At 63.0% G+C, this 17847-nt stretch carries 13 protein-coding genes; 9 read left to right on the top strand and 4 right to left on the bottom strand.

The features are described from left to right. Window positions 1-7: 7 nt before the first annotated feature. From BRA471DRAFT_RS18035 to BRA471DRAFT_RS18025, 3 genes are read left to right on the top strand one after another with little or no spacing between them, the layout of a single operon-like run. Complete coding sequence (locus BRA471DRAFT_RS18035; protein WP_007609681.1) at window positions 8-1210, top strand: nucleotidyltransferase; 1203 nt, start codon at window positions 8-10, stop codon at window positions 1208-1210. Continuing rightward, window positions 1203-3005, top strand: coding sequence for a ThiF family adenylyltransferase (locus BRA471DRAFT_RS35800; protein ID WP_007609680.1), 1803 nt, complete (start codon window positions 1203-1205; stop codon window positions 3003-3005). Before BRA471DRAFT_RS18035 ends, BRA471DRAFT_RS35800 begins: the two co-directional genes overlap by 8 nt. After that, window positions 3005-3529, top strand: coding sequence for a Mov34/MPN/PAD-1 family protein (locus BRA471DRAFT_RS18025; RefSeq protein ID WP_007609677.1), 525 nt, complete (start codon window positions 3005-3007; stop codon window positions 3527-3529). Before BRA471DRAFT_RS35800 ends, BRA471DRAFT_RS18025 begins: the two co-directional genes overlap by 1 nt. Window positions 3530-3544: 15 nt before the next feature. Here the strand turns inward: BRA471DRAFT_RS18025 and BRA471DRAFT_RS18020 are convergent, their stop codons facing one another. Genes BRA471DRAFT_RS18020 through BRA471DRAFT_RS18005 form a run of 4 tightly spaced genes read right to left on the bottom strand, consistent with a single transcriptional unit; the run spans window position 3545 to window position 13435 of the window. Next, complete coding sequence (locus BRA471DRAFT_RS18020; protein WP_007609676.1) at window positions 3545-6307, bottom strand: helicase-related protein; 2763 nt, start codon at window positions 6305-6307, stop codon at window positions 3545-3547. 3 nt (window positions 6308-6310) lie between these two features. Beyond that, complete coding sequence (locus tag BRA471DRAFT_RS18015) at window positions 6311-9286, bottom strand: anti-phage-associated DUF1156 domain-containing protein (protein ID WP_007609675.1); 2976 nt, start codon at window positions 9284-9286, stop codon at window positions 6311-6313. A gap of 9 nt (window positions 9287-9295) precedes the next feature. Continuing rightward, a complete protein-coding gene (locus tag BRA471DRAFT_RS18010; RefSeq protein WP_007609672.1) occupies window positions 9296-9946 on the bottom strand; it encodes a DUF3780 domain-containing protein in 651 nt (216 codons plus the stop codon). 36 nt (window positions 9947-9982) lie between these two features. Then, window positions 9983-13435 carry a DUF499 domain-containing protein gene (locus BRA471DRAFT_RS18005; protein WP_231170937.1) on the bottom strand — a complete coding sequence of 1151 codons (3453 nt, stop codon included), beginning with the start codon at window positions 13433-13435 and terminating at the stop codon, window positions 9983-9985. Window positions 13436-13735: 300 nt separating this feature from the next. Between BRA471DRAFT_RS18005 and BRA471DRAFT_RS17995 the strand changes: the two genes are divergently transcribed. From BRA471DRAFT_RS17995 to BRA471DRAFT_RS38355, 6 genes are all read left to right on the top strand, one after another. After that, window positions 13736-14557, top strand: coding sequence for a metallophosphoesterase (locus tag BRA471DRAFT_RS17995; RefSeq protein WP_035974064.1), 822 nt, complete (start codon window positions 13736-13738; stop codon window positions 14555-14557). 79 nt (window positions 14558-14636) lie between these two features. Then, complete coding sequence (locus BRA471DRAFT_RS17990) at window positions 14637-15230, top strand: hypothetical protein (protein ID WP_007609662.1); 594 nt, start codon at window positions 14637-14639, stop codon at window positions 15228-15230. Further along, a complete protein-coding gene (locus BRA471DRAFT_RS17985) occupies window positions 15227-16006 on the top strand; it encodes a hypothetical protein (RefSeq protein WP_007609661.1) in 780 nt (259 codons plus the stop codon). Before BRA471DRAFT_RS17990 ends, BRA471DRAFT_RS17985 begins: the two co-directional genes overlap by 4 nt. Further along, entirely contained in the window at window positions 15994-16260 is a 267-nt protein-coding gene (locus BRA471DRAFT_RS17980) for a hypothetical protein (protein WP_007609660.1), read from the top strand. Before BRA471DRAFT_RS17985 ends, BRA471DRAFT_RS17980 begins: the two co-directional genes overlap by 13 nt. A gap of 620 nt (window positions 16261-16880) precedes the next feature. Beyond that, window positions 16881-17609: a hypothetical protein gene (locus BRA471DRAFT_RS17975; protein WP_007609655.1), complete on the top strand. Its 729-nt coding sequence runs from the start codon at window positions 16881-16883 to the stop codon at window positions 17607-17609. Between the two features lie 6 nt (window positions 17610-17615). After that, window positions 17616-17846 (top strand): hypothetical protein, encoded by a 231-nt coding sequence (locus BRA471DRAFT_RS38355; RefSeq protein WP_007609653.1) that lies wholly within the window; start codon window positions 17616-17618, stop codon window positions 17844-17846. The last annotated feature ends 1 nt before the right edge of the window (window position 17847 follow it).

Below are 17847 nucleotides of genomic sequence, written 5' to 3'. Positions count from 1 at the left end.
GCTCAAAATGAACGTCCAGACGCGTTTCCCCACCACCGACGAAGCCGCAAAAACTCTCGAAGCCCTCGCTGAGGAGCTTGAGATTCCGCAATATCGATACGAACAAGCCGAGACAAGTTACCGCTCCCTCGGTGATTGGCTCAACCGGTCTGTGTCGAGCATCCGCCAGTTCGATCCGCAGGTGCATGTCCAGGGATCGTTCGGGCTCGGGACGGCGATTCCGCCGATCAGCGATGACGAGCACTACGACGTGGACGCCGTCTGCGAATTTCGTAACCTGACCAAGGGCCAGATCAGCCAGGCGGAGCTGAAGCGTCGGCTTGGCCAGGAAATCCGGTCTTATGCCGCCAGCCAGAGCATGAAGAATCCGGTCGAGGAACGCCGCCGCTGTTGGACGCTGGTGTACGCGGATGGCGCGCAGTTCCACATGGACGTCACGCCGGGCATTCCGAATGCCGCCGACCAGCGGTCACGCTTGGAGAGAATTGGTCTCGATGCGGCTTTCGCCGGCACCGCGATCGCCATCACAGACGTCGATCATCCCACCTATAGGATGATCTCGCAGGACTGGCCGCGGTCTAACCCGAGGGGATATCTGGACTGGTTCCGTTCCTGCATGGCAAAGGGGCGCGAACAGGGCCGGAGTGTCGCTTTGGACAGCACCGAGCCCATGCCCGACTACAAGTTACGGACACCCCTGCAGCGCGCGGTAATGATTCTCAAGCGCCACCGTGACATCGCTTTCGCCGACCGTTTCGACGAGCGGCCGATCTCCGTAATCCTGACTACTCTGGCCGCCCACGCCTATGGCGGCGAGCGGAAGATCGCGGACGCACTATTCTCCATTCTCCGCGGGATGGACCGCTACATCGTGCAGCGGGGTGGTGGTGAGGTCCTGATCGCCAATCCGAGCGACCGGTCGGAGAACTTCGCCGACAAATGGAGCAAGTGCCCGGAGCGCAAGGCCGCCTTTTACCAGTGGCTCGCTCAGGCTCGGAAGGACTTCGAGTACGTAGCCGTGTTGTCCAACGAGCAGTTGATCGCCGAGCATCTGGCGAAGGGTGTCGGTCTCGGCATGGCCGATCGCGCGAAGAAGCGTGCCACACGTGGTCCCGGGGCGCCCACGATCCTGACCGGTGGACTGGTTCGCAACGAGGCGCAGGCCCGGAGCTCCGCCGTCCAGCTGCACGGGGATCGGCGGAATGCCTGAGGGCCTCAAAGCTCTCCCCGACCGGTTCAACTCGGCCCTCAATGAGGTCGAGGCCCGGTGGTGGGCGTGCGGCGAGCGAGCCGAGAGGCTGTCGGCAGCGCAGTTGTCGACGTATCGCGGCCACGGTGCTGTAGCCGGTTGGCGACATCATATCGAATTTCCTGATCGAGTACGTCGGCTCGACGTGTTGGTTACCGCTGGCTTTCCTTTCGTGCCCGCCCGCGTCGCACTCGTCGATCGGCCCGGCTTTCTGACCTGGCCTCACGTCGAGAGGGACGGTCTGTTGTGCGTGCTGCCGAGCCACGCGACGGTTAGCGTAGATGACCCCTTCGGAGCTGTCGTGGGGTTGCTCAACATGGCGCGCGAGATGATTGGCAGGTTTGGCGAGGTCGGTGCTGTGGAGGCCGAGTTCAGAGCGGAATTCCTGTCCTACTGGTCGAACTCCGCGGAAAACTTGGATCCGCCCCTACTGTCCGTGCTCGACCCCGCGCCGCCGTCGAGGGTGATCAAGGTCTGGGAGGGCCGCAAGCGGATCGTCATCGGCGACCAGGCTGGTCAGCTCGATGCTTGGCTGGCAAATCTCGACCCGGCCATGTCCTCCTTTGAGCGCCGCCTGCATGATGGCATCTTCGTTTGGCTCGACGAAGTGCCGCTTCCCTCCGAGTATCCTCGGACCGCAAAGGATATCTATGCGCTCGTCGCCGAGCATGGCCTCTCGGACGATCTCGACAGGCTGGCGTGCGCGGGGCGCGACCGGATCTTCGTCGCCCTCGGTGCAGCAACTGAAAACGGACCAGCGATCGTTGCCTCCGTGGTCAAGCGGCCGCGGATATCCCGGAATAGCGATCCGATTACTCGGGGCTTCCGACCTTCCCGGATGCCGGCGCAAATTCTCAACGCGCGCCTGTTCGGGGCGGCCCTGGTTGGCAAGGCTCTCGTCGATCGCGCCGATGGGTCATGGATCCACGGACGCGGCCATGACGAGCGTTTCGCCAAGCTGCGGAACGCGACGGTTGCCGTCTTAGGCTGCGGCTCCGTCGGGGCGCCCGTCGCCGTCAACCTAGCCCGCGCCGGCGTCGGAAAGCTGATCCTGGTCGATCAGCAGAAGATCGAGGCGGCAAACATCGGGCGGCACCCGCTCGGCGTCAGATCAATCAATGGGCGCAAGGCCGTCGAACTCGCGCAACGCATCCGGACCGACCTTCCTCACATGCAAGTTGAGGCGCATTTTGCAGCTGTGCAGCGGCTGCTGCTGGAGAACGACGGGCTGCTCGGCGGCGTCGACCTGATAGTTTCGGCTTTGGGTGATTGGCCCAGCGAGTCGATGCTCGACGAATGGCACGTCGTTGGTGGCATGAAGTTCCCGGTCGTCTACGGCTGGACCGAGCCGCACGCGGTCGCCGGACATGCGGTTATCGTGTCTTCGGCCACGACGGGCCGGCTCCGCGACGGGGTGAATTCGACTGGTGAACCCTATTTGATGGCGGCGGAATGGGACCAGGAACCCCGCATGTATGAGCCGGCTTGCGGCGCTGCGTTCACGCCGTATGGCCCCGTAGAGCTCGGCTCCGTGATCACTCTCATTGGAAAAGCGGCGTTGGATTGCCTCCTTGGTGGGATCGGCGATGCCCGCGGTACTCACCGCATCTGGCTTGGAGACGGTGAGCAGCTCGCGGCTGCAGGCGGGCGTTGGAGCCCTGCAATTCAGCAGATTGCTCCGCATGCGCTTGAGGGCAACACGGTCGTGAAGCGCAAATGGGGGCAGCCTCTCGAAGCAGCGGTCCGCGCAGCGTGATGGAGTTCGAGATCGGTGCTTCCGGGCAGTCGCTGCGGCTGGATGCTTCCGTGATCCGACATTTCGACCGTAACCGCCAAATGCGACCATGGCACCGGGAAGCCGGTGGACTCCTGTTCGCACGCTTCGATCTTCCGCTCATCGACGTCGTCGAGGCTACGGGCCCCCGCCGGGGCGACCGGAGGGGCCGATACTCCTATTCGCCCGATATCCAGGCCGAGCGACTGGAAATCGAGGAGAGATTCCGACGTGACCTGCATTTTGTTGGCTGCTGGCATACCCACCCCGAACACCGCGCGTCGCCGTCGCAGGTCGACATCAGGAACACGGCCGAGTGCGTGCGACGCTCCAATCATGGTCTCGGGGGGTTTGTCATGATCATCGTCGGTCGAGTTTCGATCCGCGACGGCCTGTTCGTGTCCGTGTGTGACGGCGAAGCAGTTCACCGGTTGGCTGCGTCAAAAGTTGCCGGCCCTTATCCGCCCGCTGGCGCGCCCCTCGTCTGTCCTGCACGACTGAGGTGAATGACCACTTTTTTGCTACCGCCATCCCTGACGCATGTGCGCTTCGATGTCGTGAGCCGAGAGCACCTTTTCCGTGAACTCCCAGTCGAGGCCGGCGTCGTCGGCCACGTCGTTCCAGTAGCGCTTCTCCATCGGAGAGCTGATCGTCTCGACCCGTTGCGGGAAATAGCGGACGGCTTCACGGTCCTTGAGAACGGCCTCCACCCAGGCGTCTTCGAATGAATCGGGCAATTGGCCCAGCACGGCGAAGATATCGCCCAACCGTTCCGACAGAACGGAATACACGTCGTCCTCGACCGTGCCGGCGTAGCGCATGTTCACGACATGGATGACGTCCCGCAACTGGCCGATGCGCTGGATGCGCCCCTTTCGCTGCTCGATGCGGGACGGATTCCATGGCATGTCGACGTTCATCTGGCTCCCGAGCCGCTGCAGATTGAGCCCCTCGCAAGCGGCGTCGGTGGCGACCAGCAGCCGAATATCGTCGTTCTTGACCTTCTCCTTGATGAGCTCGCGCTCCGCGTAGATGCGCTGCCCCGCCTGGTAGACGAACGAGTTGCCGTGGCCGGCATAGAGGCCGATCGGCTCCTTCGGGAACTCGGCTGCTAAGGAGGTCGCCACCCATTCTGCCGTGTCGAAATACTGACTGAAGATGATGGAACCATGCGTCTCCAACCAACGCATGTTCCGGAGGTAGTGTAGGATTACGGACAGCTTGGGGTCCTGCTCCGCCCCGTGCTTGACGATCTCAAGATTTCTCTGAACTTCCTCCAGAACCGCCCTTTCCGCCGACGTCAGGGGGATCTTGGCGCGGTCCTCCTTGAAGAGGTCGTCGGTGGTGTCGCCATCCAAGGAAGACGGTTCGCCCGATCGCAGAAGCGCGGCCGCGGTGTTCAAGCCCGCCTGCACGGACGACCCGATGCGCCTCAACAAAATCGTCTTCATGAAACCGGCCCGCGGCCGCGCGCTGGCGTAGAGCTCACAAAACTCCAACGCCTTCGTATAGGCCTGCTCGAAGGCAAAGCCCATCGAGAGCCCCTGCCCGGAGAAAAGCTCGCTGGGAAGCTCGTCCTTGTGGGACGGATGGACCTCGACAGCGATCGCCTTGAGCAACCCGCGCTGTTCCAGCATCCGGCGCGAGCGCCGGACGACCCGACGAAATATCGGATTGGCGCGTTCGACCAGGCTCTGGAAGCTGCGACCAATTGTGCTCCGCAGGCTGGGCGGCAACACCTCAAAGCGCGGTCCCCTGACCTCGCCGGGCGCCAGCCGACGGGCAGTCCGGATCTCGCGGAATACGCCCCCCTCCCCCGCAGGTGGCAGCGGATTTTTCAGAAGCTCCCATTGGGCGTCGGGCTCGGTCGGCCATGGCCGGCGCCCAGTGAGGTACTCAATGGATTCCGGCTTAGCCCAAGGGGAAGGGCTGAGACCAAGCACATGGGCCGCGCCCTGCGCGATCATGCTGACCAGATCCCACAGCTCGACTGCCTGAAGTTGAATGGGAGTGGCGGTGCCGACGATGACATTGTCCGCTGCAGCCGCCATGTGGCGCATGAAAGTCATGAGGGCATTGTAGCTCTCCGCATCCAGGCTTTCGCCTCGACGATTGGCTCTGGCCTTATGTCCTTCGTCCAGGATCAGCACGCCGAACGATTTTTTGGACAGTATTCCGCGCTCACCTTCCTCGTCGCCGTTGATGATCAGACCAGTCGAGACGATGCCGATGCGCATTGGACAGCGGTCCACTTGATCGCGATCGCCCTTGATCGTCAGCGGGAATCCCTTCGGATCAATCCATTGTTTGTCGCTGGACGACCATACGGCGGACGGGACGCCGAGCATGTCCATGATCTCGTCCTGCCACTGCCAGGTCAGCGTCGCCGGCGCCAAGATCAGGACAGGCTTGCTCGACAAGATGGAGAGGACGATGGCCGCCGCAGCCATGGACAGCGTTTTGCCGAGCCCCACGTCGTCTGCGATGATGAAGCGGGCCTTACCGTAGATCTTCCAATCGTCGACGCAGGTCTGTACGAACCGCTTCTGCCAAGCGCGGAGTATCTGGCCGCCTTTGTAGACCGGTCGGTCGGCCAAGATGGCGGCCGGCGGCACCAGACCGGTCTCGGCCTCGCGGGCCTCCTCGATGGAACGATATTCGGAACGCTTCGCGATCGCCCCGACATGTTTGATCACGGCATCGGGAAGATCGATTGCATTAGGGTGGTTCCAGAAATACTCGAACTCGTCTCGAACCCATTCGGTCGCTTCCGGATCCTCGTCCTCCCAGAGAATTTCGTAGGAGTCCCGGAGCCCCGACACGCTGTCGTTCATGCTGCCGACGAAGGCGGTCGTGGTGCCGTCGGCGAAGTAGACGACGCCGGCCTTCCCATGCACGAAGACCGACCCACCCCGCGGCAGGATCCGGACCTTCAGCCGTCCGGAAGCCAAAAGATCGTGGAGCTTTTCGTAACGATCTCGCTTCAGATGAGCATCGACAGAGTCCTCGGTGCCCTGCCACAGCGAGACCAAGGTCTTGGCGACGGCGTCGTTGCCTTCCTTGGCGGCCTTGGCCACCTTCGCCGCTGCCACGTCGGCCGGGTCAAGTTCGCCGTTGCAGACGACCCTGATCTCATCGAGCGCGGCCAGTTCCTCGCCGACCACGTCAAGGAGGGAGGACCTGAAATAACCGGCGATGCGGTCGTACCGCTTCGCCCGCTTGAGGCGCTCCGAAAGGACCTCATGTAGCGGCGTGCGACGGGAAGAGAATCGCTGCACCGCCATCGGTCAGAGCCTGTCGACGCGAAGAGCTTCTGCGACCAGATTGGCTGCCGCGCTCTCGTCTGGCCGGGTCCGAACGGTCTTGGCCGAGAGATAGCTGGCCATGTCGGCGAGGGTGAGCCGCGCCGTCCAATAGTCTTGGCCAAACTCGGTCTTCAGGAAGGAAAGGCCGATCTTGGGGTCGTCCTTCTGCATCGTCTTGAACACGGCGAAAAGAACCCGGCGCAGAGGGGTTTCTCCGAACCCTCCGGGCTCCATGTGCTTGCCCTCAAGTCGGCCGGCGCCGGCGAGAGAAGCTTTGTTTGCTTGGGTAGCTCCCATCAATTGCTGATAGGACGATAGCGCGAACGTCTTCGCGAAGTTCTCGAAATCTGCGAACTTGCTGATGCCCTTGTGCTCCATGTCGAGCATCCGGACGTAGAAACGAGACGCCGAGTCCAGGTCTCGCCAAAGCGAAGGCTGGAAACCTTCCGGCACCAACATGTTGTTCGCCACCGAGGCGGCGTACTCGATGAGATCCCTGATGACGGTCTTCTCGCCCTTGGCGAGCTTCCGGAACACATCCGATCCGACATCCTGCTTGTCGATCGTCTCATAGGAGGTGATGACCCGCAGCGCCGCGGCGTAGGCGGCCAGTTGGAGGTCGCCGTCGGTATAGAGACGTTCGGCACGCCATTCTTCATCGATGGCATTGAGCGACCGAAGCTGGGCCTTCACCTCGTCTTCGATCTCACCCTCGATGTCCATCCGGCGGCCATTGTGCTTTTCCAGTCGCTTTCTCACCACCAGAAGAATCGTGCCTTGGACGTAATTACCCTTCTTAGTGGAGCTCTCGGTCTCCGTGATCACGTTCCAGGCGGCCGTGACGCGGAGGCCGGCGGCCCACATGATCGCGGCGAGATCCGCCCATACCCCAGCATCCTGGTGGGTGAACATGACCACCTGGATCCCGTTGTCGGGCATGTGCGCCGCCATCGCCTTGTAGGCGCCGACCATGTCGGTTCTGAACTTCTCGTCGACCCCTTTGATCGCGAGTTCGCGGCGCGAGTCCCAGATAAAATCTGGGAAGACTTTCCGGCCAAGCTTCCTCGCCCAGGCGATGAAGAACTCCGTGATTTCATGGTAGTTCACCGCGTCCGCGTAAGGCGGATCGGTGACGTAGATGTCACTTTCGGTATCGATCGCGCTCGCTTCGCGGGTCGATACCCGCCCGGTCCCTGGAAGACCAATCGACGGAAACGCCTTCTTCATGCTGGGCAGGAGGCCCACCGAAGCCCTGCAACCGAAATTATAGAACGTATTTAGGGCCTGGTTATAGAAGACGTGGTTTACGACGTCCGAGAAGCCGCCGGCGGCGTTCTCCGGCTTCTTGCGCGTCAACCATTGGGTCAATCTGGACATGTAGTTGAGAGTGCGACAAAAGCCGATCAAGAGAGAGCCCTTGACGAAAGGATCCTTGATCGCTGCAATCTCCTCGAGAGCCAGCGCTCCGAAAAGCAAATGCCGCGGCAGGAACAGGTGATGCCAGTGCGTCCATCCGCGCGTGCGGATCGGTTCGTCCGTCTTCTCGCCGGGGGCGATGACTTGGTCGGGCACAAGCCCGCGCTTCTGCCAATCGGCCAGCGACTCCTGCACGATTCGGGTCACCTTGGCTTCCGACGCCAGGTCTCGCTTCGTGGGGGCAGCGTAGAAGGTTGAAGCCGCGTCCAGGTCGTCGTCACCTTCGGCCTCGGTCGCGCCATCGCGCATCCACTGAATGCAGTAGAGTCGTTCTCCGAAGACGTCGTCCTTGCGCGGAACAACGTCCTCGCGATTCCACTTGCGCAGAAGGTTCACGTTCTCGCCGGCGTCCCCCTTGCGGTCGCCTCGGATAACGGAAAGCGCGACCCCTTCCCGATCGGGGTTAGCGGGGTGAACGACCCGCTCGTCGATCAGCGTTCCGGCCTTCTCGGCGGCCTCGAGCTGCTTGTCGGTGGCGCCGGTGACGATCTCGATGTCGTATGTCTTCTTTTCAGGCCGCGGCACCAACTTCGCGATGGTCCGCAGGTTCTTCGAAATAACCCAAGACGGCGCCAGCGGCACGCGATACTTAGTCTTCGGGCAGGTCACTTCGACGCAATAAAGGTACGCCTTCGCCCGGCGACCGCTCGCGTCAGTTTCGACCCCGAGCTCGTCAAGCTTAGCTTCGATAGCCTCGACGACTTTCTGCTGGGCGTCGGCCAACAAGAGACGTGCGGCCTCGCCTCCGCCGATGATGTTGAACGCTCCCCAGTTCAACATGCAAGCGATCGGATTGAGATCGGTCGCGACCGCATCGCAGCCGATCCGCGCGGCTTCGAAAGGAATGGACCCGCCGCCCGCAAACAAATCGGCGACGCGCGGCGAATGACCGAAACGCATGACCCCGAGCTGCTGGACCAACTCCGGCAGGCTGTTGGAGGTGGTCCCGAGATGGGCGTTGACCTCCTCCCAGATGCCCCCGTGGAGATCTTCCTCGCATTCGTCGGGGCGAAGACTCAGCGCGAGGCGTTGGCTGAACGGCAACCCGGAAAACCACTCACGGATGAGAGACTGGCGATCTTCCTTCGAAAGATCGCCCCTCCACGAAGGCTTTGAACCTTCGGCGACCAGTTCGGCGTACCGCGGCCAGGTCGGGTCGATGTTCGCTGGCTTGATTGCCTTCATGCGCTTGGCGATGCTGCGATCATCCATCCCCATGAGAAGCAGGAACACACGGAGATCCTGAAGCGGCTTGTCGGTCGCCGGCAAGAGGCAGCCAAGAATGGACGCCCGCACCAGCAGCAGCGGCTTCCTGCCCTTCCAATAGGAGCCGAGCGACGTCAGAATCTGGCCGTGGATCGCCTTGCGTTCCTTGTGGACCTCGGCCGACACTCTGTTCACCGGAAACTGTCGCTCGATGAACGCCGGCGCCTGCGCCAAGCTCTTCGATACGACATCGGCAGCTTTCGTGTGCATGTTCATAGGCATCCCTTACGCGAACGCTTCCCGACTGCGCAGGCCGATGGCCCGCAACGCATCGAACTCCATCCGAGCCCGGCTCGACGTCGGCTTCTCCTTGTGGCCCTCGTTCTTCCGCGCCGGGAGTCGGCCCCGTCCCATCACGACGCCCAAATTGAAGGAGTCCTTGTTGGTGCCGAAGCAAAGCGCGCTGCGGAGCGCGTCGCGCCATCCGAGCCCGACCTGATGGGCCAGGCCGGTAGATGCCGCGGTCATGGTGTAGAGCCACCAGCGCTCCTCCGGCTTCAGACCGAGCCAATTGCGGACGGCGACGGCCACACGCTCTTCCGTGATGTCGGGATGTTCGACCGCCCACGCCAGCACGAGAAGCTCCTTCCCGAGAAGCCTCTGCACGCCGTTGTTGGCAACCGACCACCGGCCGGCCTTCTTCCGCTCGGACTTTAGCCGCCGGTTGAACTCTGTTCGCAGCTCGTCCGAAATCATATCCCACTTGGATTTCGCGATTTCAGCGCGAAGCACGACCTCAGGTTCGAGCACCGCGACAGTGGCGGGCGGCCGTTCACCGAAGACCTCGAAGATCATCACGCTACCGTTCACGGTTCGCGGGATCTGGACGAGGTAGCAGTGCTCCAGATAGTGGTCTTCGCAATCGAAGCCCGACATGGAAATCTCCTTATACGCTTGACGCTTCGCCTGGTCCTAGACGTCGGGCCCTTGCGACCAATTCGCCTTCTCGAAGTCGATGGCGAACTTGTCGGCGAAGTTTTTGAAGTCACGCCCGGTCCCGAAACGGATCGAGTTGATCTGCAAGGTCACGGTCGGATCGAGCGTGCCCGCCTTGCCGGCAAGGGTCCTCACCAAGGTCTCGATGGTCTCCGAATCCAGCGCGATGGTGTCGCCGAAGGTGGCGGCCAAGAAGTCGTGTTCGGAGCCCCCCATCACCTCGATCCTGCCGCCTTTGACCAGGGAGCCGGTCGCCGCCTTGATGGCTTCGATGATTTCGTAGGCCTGGGGCGTGGACTTGGACTCGACCACGTAGTTGACGAACACGGGGAGACCGTCCTGCAACTCCGGCTTCGCCGGAACCGGTTCGCCTCCCCCGCCGCCACGACGGGGCCGCTGCACCACGATGGAGATCTCCTGACCATACCGGCCATCGACGTTGCCGATGACGCGGACCATCTCGGTCCCAGGGGGCACCTTCGTCTCGGTCGTGATTTCAGCACCCTCGCGGGCCGGACTTCCATCGAACGTCGCGAGCACCACGGCCGACCGAGGCATCACGGAGACCGACAGCTTCATCCCCGACGAGGAAGAGTTGAGCGTCGGCTTGACGTCGATCGGCGCATACCACGGGTATGCAGGACCTGTCGCCGCCTTCCCGGTAGAATCGACCGCCATGAACCAGACCGTCGCGGCCGCCGTCTCATACTGCCGGCCGGAAACCTTCTCCGATCGAGCAGGATCCGGCACGCCGGTCTCAGAGACGTAGATCGTATCGGCATCTTCGGACGACAGGCTCAGAATGTACGTGCCGCGGACGTGCGCGTCGCCAGCGGGCTCCACGCGCGCCGTAACCGACGTGACCCGCTCGAAGGTCTTGTAGACGAGCCCGCCGTGCTCTCGCCAGAGCTTGCGGGCGACACTCGTCTTGATCAGGTGGTCGAGCCCGCCGGGAGGCAGCCAGTACCAGCTGGTCCGGGCGCCGGCCTTGCGTTTGAGGTCGGCGACCGGGACCGCGTCGGCGTCGAACAGATCGTCTTCCGCGTAAGATCGAAGCGTGTCGAACTTCTTATCGATCTCAGCGGAGGAGATGAACTTCCCCCGCTCGGCGAGCACGGTCATGATCTGCTGCTCGCCGTCGTAGTTGTTGTCCTTGAACTCCATCTTTAGGTCCGCGGCGCGGTGCCCCTTGCCGACAGGGAAGACCACGGTCTTAAAGGAGTCCCGGACGGCCGATGTGAACTGGTTGGCCGCCCGCGAAACGATGGTCTCGACCTCCCTGAACTGAGTGGAATCCTTGCCGGTCCGTTGAAGAACGGCCTTCTCCACGATCGAGATGGCTTTCATCTGTCGGGCGGCGGCGCGCAACGTGCCAACCGCATTGTGGTCCACCGACAGCACCAGAATCTGGTTCGGCCTCTCGCAGTGATTTGTCCACCAGTCGACGAACGCCGGCGGAAGGTCGTGGGAGGGCCGCTCGAGAATGACGAGACGGATCTTGTCATCCGGCGTGGTGATCTCATCCAAGGACGGCAGGATCGCCATATCGGAGTCGTAGAGCTGCCCCGTCTTGGCGGCGAAGACCACCTTCATCTTTTCGCGAAGTTCGGCGTCTACCACCTCCTCGGCGAGGCTGCGGGCCGTGTCCGTGATCTCGGCGGTCACGTTCGCGGTCTGGCCGAAGTAGATGCGTTCATCAGTGCCGCGGAACAAATACCAGCACTGGCCGGCCAACTCGCCGATCGCCTTCTTGATCTCCGAGACCTTGAGCAGCGGGTCGACGAGATTTTCGACGATTTCGTTCTCGCGGAGCCCCCTGAGCGGCTCCTTGGCCAGCGACAGCGACGACATCAGGATCAGCTTGGCGACGGCCTGGGTCGTCGATGCGGGCGGCTCGATATTCGCGTCAATGCGCTCCGCGAGGGCGTTGCCCTGGTCGGCGACGTCCTTGGCGATGGCGTTGGAGAAATGCGGGTTGATCTTCCGGACCTCTTCGAGCGTCCCGATGTCGTTGAGGTCGAGGTGCTGCAGGCCGATGAGGAAGGTGTTCTCGCTCGACTCCATCGCGTTCCGTGCGGCCAGGCGAAGGATGCGGATCAGCGCACGGGTCTGCTGATATCCGGGATTCTCCTTGAAGCGAGCGACGATGTCCCGGATCGACGGATGGAACGGATAGGTCTCCCGCACGCGAGAGATGAAGGTCTCCGGCACCGAGGCGATGGAATCGATCTTCTTGGCCGAGTTCAGGACATCGACGTAAGACTGCGCGAGGTCTTCTACGACATCGTTCGAGGGCAGCTGGTCGAACAGCTTCTTCCGGATGATCTGGAAAACCTCGCCGGAATTCTGCTGGACGGGCGTGATGGCCGTAGCGAACTTGTCGTACTGCTTGGTGAGGTCGTCGATCAGGGTCCTGAGCTTGCCGGACCCCTGGGCATAGATGTCGTCCTTCAGGTTCGTGACCACGACGCACGCCTTGGGGAGCTTGGGGAGGGCGTTGAAGAGCCGCTCCAAGCCGCCGATGGTGAGGTCGGCGAGCGTGGATTCACCTACGGTGCGGCCGGCGGCCATCTGCAGGTAGCTGGGGAGCTCGTCCAGGAGGATCAGCACCGGCTCGTCACCGATCGTGGCGATCCAGTCGTCGATGCCCGGCGCGTCTGCGCCGTTCTGCCAGAAACGGGACATCTTGTCGGCGCGGCCAAGCTGCTCGGCAATGTGACCCCACAAGAAGTGGCGCGGATTCTGGTGTCCGTTGAAGACGACGACTTTGGCGGACCCGAACTTGGCCGTCTCGGCCAACTTTGGGTCGATGCGCTGACGGAGTGCTTCGTCGCGGGCGAGAAGACCCATAGTGATCAGGCTGTGCGTCTTGCCGCCGCCCATCGACTGAGAGAGGTAAAACGCGCCGGTGTCGGACTTGCCGCTCAGGCGCGCGAAGCCGGTCTGCAGCAGGCGCTTGAGACCTTCGGTAAAATGGTTTCGGCGGAAGAACTCGCCAGCGTCCAACTTCTTGGGATCATTCAGATCCTCGAGATTGGCGATCTGGTCGACGAGGTCGTCGCGCTTAACGAGCGCGCTCACCTTGCATGCTTGACGTACGTTCAGAACCGACATGTTACTCGCCCCCGAGCCCCTTACTTTTTCGTCGCGCGATACCGATCGAGCCACTCCTTGGCGGCCGTTTCCAGGACCTGGGACGCGTTTTTGTCCAGCTCCGCGGCCGCTACCTTGATGGCTCGGATCACGTCGGGGTCCATGGACGACAGAAACTGCTTTTTGGTGCCGTCCACCGGCTTTCGCCCCGGCTTTCCGGCTGCCTTTTTGTCCGCCATCACCCTGCCCGTGCGTTGTGCGCTCCCGCAAACCGTCCCATGGGTTGCTGGTCGCAGCAAGAGTCGGAGACCGGCTGCCTGCCTTTTTCCCCGTCAATCGGCGGCTTTTTATCGATCTCAAAACGGAACATCCCTCTGAAATACCGGCAATTTCGCCGGACCGGAAGCCGTAATATATAGACCTATATGGAATAGACTGAATTGGTCTATTGACTCGACTGGTTAATGTTCCTACTTTGTTCCTTTCTAACCGTCGTGTAGTCGAGGTCGGTGATGTTGGGCGGCGTTGGCAATTGGAGGGTCGAGTTCAGGGAGCGCCACCGCGACCTTCTCCGGCGGTCCGCCGACGTCGAGGGCGCGGCCCATGGCTCGCCCTGTGGCACCGAGGAGTAGCGCCGTGCGTCTCTGGCCTATCTCCGATGTCCATCTTGAATCCACGCGCGGCTGGGACCTACCACCCCCAGCCGAGCGTCCGCACTTCGACGCCATGGTCGTCGCCGGCGACTTGATTCCTAGGATGGAGCGCGGGGTCGCCTGGCTGCTGGCGCGGGTGCCGGACCGGCCTGTCATCTACTTGGCCGGCAACCACGAAGCCTATGGCACCGACATCGACCGCACGATCGAGAAGGCCAAAGCGGCGGCCGCCGGCACGAACGTGCACGTGCTGGAAAACGAGACCGTCCAGATCGGCGACGTGACCTTCGCGTGCTGCACGCTCTGGACCGACTTCGGAATTAATGGCGACGCGCATCGCGCGATGATGGTCGCCGGCGAGCGCATGAACGACTTCAAGAAGATCCGGATGTCGGCATACCAGCGGCGCTTCCTGCCGCACCACGCCCTCACCCGGCACTTCAAATCGGTGGCTTTCCTGAAGGACGTGATGCGCCAGCCCCGCGACGGCAAACTGGTGATCGTCACTCACCATGCGCCGATCCCCGAGATGACCGATGAGCCCGGTGGATCGGGCAACGATCCCACGCTCGACCCCGCCTACCGCAGCGACCTCCGGCGACTGATGGTCGCGGCGCCGGACGACGGGCGCGGCGCACTGCTTCCCGCAGACCTCTGGCTCCATGGCCACACGCACGAGTCCTTCGACGCTGTCGTGGGCGAGACCCGTGTGGTGAGCAACGCCAAGGGCTACGGCCCGTGGCCCGGCGAGCAGCGCAGCTGGGAAAACCAGAGCTTCAACGAGCGCCTCATCATCGAGATCTGAAAGGGACGGCCATGGACACCGACAGCCAGAAGCACACCGAGAGCCTGCCCGTTCCTCCCACGACCTCGGATGCTTCATCATGTTCCGCCCCCGCCCCCACAGCGGCCACCCCCACCTCTTCTCGTCCGCCAAGACCGCGGCCCCGATCCCTGCGCGACACCCTGCGCTCCGCGAGGCTCTCGTCCAGGCGTCGCTCGATCCGGCGGTCCGCTCGATCCTTTACGTTGCGTCGGCGCCTGCTGGGGCCGCGCAAGTAGCAGAAATAGACGCCGTCGTCGTGCAGCACGATGGCGGCCGCTTCCATCTCGACGTGGTGCCGGCGCGCCGCGTCCGTGACCTCGACCACGAAGGGCTGGTCCAGATCGCGCTGCGCGAACTCGGCTTGCAGCAGCTGGTCGTGACGGCGGCGGACCTGAAGGCGGAGCCCCGCTACTCCAATTGCCGGCTCGTCTGGTCGCAGAAGAACCTACCCGTTCCCGTCCCGCTCAGGATGCGCATCCTGAAAGCCCTCGCCGACGAGGGACCGATTGAGCTCGGTCGGCTGCTCGAGACGATCCGCAGCGACCGCGATCCGTCGACGGCCGTGATGTCGCTCGCCTGCAGCGACCTCCTCGAAATCGACCTCGCGTCCGGACCGCTCGGTCCATCCACCATGATGAGATCCCGCACATGAAAAAGCCCACAGGCCGCCGGCCCTCCGGCACCGTCATCCGTATGACTCCGAAACGACGTGACGACGGCGCAACGCGGTCGGGCGCGGTCCTGATCGACCGCGTCTACGACCGCAGACTTGGCCGGTTCGAGGACGAGGAGGACGATTCTCAGATCGAGGGGAACTTCTACCTTGACGGCGAAGAAGCGGATCCACCCGGAGGCGACCGCCCTGACGCGATCACCGCAGTGGTCGGAGCGGTCTTCGAGGCAGCCACGACGCCCGACCTGCGGCGCCGCCTCCGCCATAGCCAGGCGATCTGCGCCATCCTCCACGTGCCGACCACCGCTTGGGTCATGCCAGTCTCGCTGTACTTCCGGAGCACCTTCGGTGAGCGCTGGCTGCAGCAGACCAGGCATGGTCCCAATCCCGGCGAACGAGGGTTCTCGACCAGCTCCGCCTCCGTCTCGCTCGCCTTATCGGGCGGCCAATCGGTCGTGGGCATCGCCGCCGACCTCGGCCTGCTTCCGCGATCAATGATCGGCGCCGCAGACATGACGATCCGGCTCGCGGTCCCGAACGGCGCCGTGCTGAAGACCGCGATCGGCCGGTTCGCGAAGCGGAAGGTCGCGAACGTCGACGATTTCATCGCCGCCGATCTCGACCTTCCCGACCTGGTCGCGGCGTTCCGACCCGGCGCTGGCCCCGCTCGAATCCTGCAGCGGCTCACCGCGGCGGCCGCGGCGTTGCGGGTTCTTGACGACCTAAACCAGGAGGCGACGCCATGCTCGTCGTGACGATCGAGATCTTCCCAGGTGGCTTCGAGACCTCGCGTCGGACCATCGCGACTCTGCGTATCGCCAACGAAAGCTATCTCGACGACATCTCGAACTACCGTGTCGTCGCCATGCAGTCCGCCAACCCGGTGACCGGCCAGCCGCCCGGCATCGCCGAGTTCCGGGTGATGGGGCACGACCGTCGGCAGGCCGTCTGGGCACTCCTGCAGCGCGCCTGCGAGGACGCCATCACGGCCGATTGGGTCGATCTCTAGGGCGGCTTGGAGAATTATGTGGCTGGAGCGTCCGGAACGCGGAACCGAGGAGTGCCAAACCCTCTGGGAGCAATCCTTGGGATCGAGCGTGCGTCGACGGCGGTTTCTCACGGTCTTGTGAGCGCAGCTGGACGCAAGGACTCATTCGTAGCGGAATTAGCACGGCGTCGTCTCGCCGAGCCACGCCGCCAGGGCTCCCGCAAGGATTCGAAGCACGGCGCATCCACAGACTATTGCGAGAGCGGAGTCCTTGGTCCCCGAAGTCGCAAGATTCTTTGCGCTGGACCGAGACGATCGCGCGGAGTCACGCTGAGCGAAACCGACACCAAAGGAGGTAAGCGCCAACTACGCTCTCACCCGCTCCACAACGAAAAGGCAGCCCGGTCTGAACCCGAGCTGCCCTGTCGTGGAGGAGCCGAGGAGGAAACTTCGAAGGGCGAGCCCCAAGAAGAAACCGCCGACCAGACGCCACCAACGGAACACCGGAGAGCTGATCAGCTCTGTCCGGAATTGGCAAGCGCGCCTCGTCGGCGGTCCTCCTCAAATTTCCGTAACGCCCCACCCGACGCCAGAACATCCGTTCGGGCGAACGGCGGAACTTTGCCCGGAGGAACCCCGCGATGTCGAGCTTGATGACCCTGGAAGACTATCTGATGCCCGACCCCAACCTGCGGCCACCGCGGCCGTGCCCCGCTTTCATTCCCGATCCCCTGCCGAGCCTCGCCAGTCGCGAAATGTCGCTGCACTCGGCCATCAGCGTCCATGGCTACCTGCCGATCGACGGACGCAAGGTCTGGTACGAGTCGATCCTGGAGCGGTGTTGCGCTCTGCTCGCCAGGCTGCGGCCCGACGTGACCGAGATAGTCGAGCAGCTGCCGCCGGTGACCTACGTCGACGATGAAGGTGTTCGTCGCACTCACATCTTCGATTACAGATTCACCACGACCGGCATCGGTCGCGTGCTGATGGCGGTGAAGCCGAGCGCTCTCGTCGTCAAAAGCGGCATCGACCGCGTCGTCGAACTCGTCCGCGAGCAAATCCCGCCGTCGGTCGCAGATGGCGTCGGTCTGTTCACCGAGCAGAAGCTCGCCGCCGTCGACCTCTTCAACGCCGAAGTGGTCAACCTGGCGACCCGCGATCCGTGGCCAGAAGACGACGCGGTCCTCGAGAAGGTCCTCCGCAAGCTCAAGGGCGAGACCACGATCGGCGACCTCGCGGAAAAAACCAAGCTCGGTGGCTACGGCTTCGACGCGGTGGTCCGCGCAATCGATGCCCGCAAGCTCCGCCTGGTCGAGTACGCGAAGCTCGACTTCGACGCGGTCGTCGCCCGCCCGGCCAAGAAGGGGTGATGCATCATGGCCCGTCGCGCTCGCCCATTTCAGTTGAGGCCGCCGCGCCCTTACCAAGCGGTGCCATGGCATGTGGACAAGGACGCCCATGTGTCCATTGCCGGCGTCCTGTGCAGGTATATCCGCAGCGATAAGGACGGCTATATTTTCCAATCGATCGCCGCTCCGACCCTCCATTTCGCCCTGACCCTCAAAGAGCACGAGGCGTTGGCTGCCCGGCTGGCCAAAAAGGACTGAT

The sequence above is a fragment of the Bradyrhizobium sp. WSM471 genome, assembly GCF_000244915.1.
Lineage (GTDB): Bacteria > Pseudomonadota > Alphaproteobacteria > Rhizobiales > Xanthobacteraceae > Bradyrhizobium.
This window is presented reverse-complemented; position numbering and strand designations above follow the sequence as displayed.

Bases quoted from the DNA above. Each gene is read 5' to 3' on its own strand.
- BRA471DRAFT_RS18010 (WP_007609672.1), bottom strand. From the start codon at position 9,946: ATGTCGGGCTTCGATTGCGAAGACCACTATCTGGAGCACTGCTACCTC.
- BRA471DRAFT_RS18025 (WP_007609677.1), top strand. From the start codon at position 3,005: ATGGAGTTCGAGATCGGTGCTTCCGGGCAGTCGCTGCGGCTGGATGCT.
- BRA471DRAFT_RS17985 (WP_007609661.1), top strand. From the start codon at position 15,227: ATGAAAAAGCCCACAGGCCGCCGGCCCTCCGGCACCGTCATCCGTATG.
- BRA471DRAFT_RS35800 (WP_007609680.1), top strand. From the start codon at position 1,203: ATGCCTGAGGGCCTCAAAGCTCTCCCCGACCGGTTCAACTCGGCCCTC.
- BRA471DRAFT_RS17990 (WP_007609662.1), top strand. From the start codon at position 14,637: ATGTTCCGCCCCCGCCCCCACAGCGGCCACCCCCACCTCTTCTCGTCC.
- BRA471DRAFT_RS17980 (WP_007609660.1), top strand. From the start codon at position 15,994: ATGCTCGTCGTGACGATCGAGATCTTCCCAGGTGGCTTCGAGACCTCG.
- BRA471DRAFT_RS18015 (WP_007609675.1), bottom strand. From the start codon at position 9,286: ATGAACATGCACACGAAAGCTGCCGATGTCGTATCGAAGAGCTTGGCG.
- BRA471DRAFT_RS18020 (WP_007609676.1), bottom strand. From the start codon at position 6,307: ATGGCGGTGCAGCGATTCTCTTCCCGTCGCACGCCGCTACATGAGGTC.
- BRA471DRAFT_RS18035 (WP_007609681.1), top strand. From the start codon at position 8: ATGAACGTCCAGACGCGTTTCCCCACCACCGACGAAGCCGCAAAAACT.
- BRA471DRAFT_RS38355 (WP_007609653.1), top strand. From the start codon at position 17,616: ATGGCCCGTCGCGCTCGCCCATTTCAGTTGAGGCCGCCGCGCCCTTAC.
- BRA471DRAFT_RS17975 (WP_007609655.1), top strand. From the start codon at position 16,881: ATGTCGAGCTTGATGACCCTGGAAGACTATCTGATGCCCGACCCCAAC.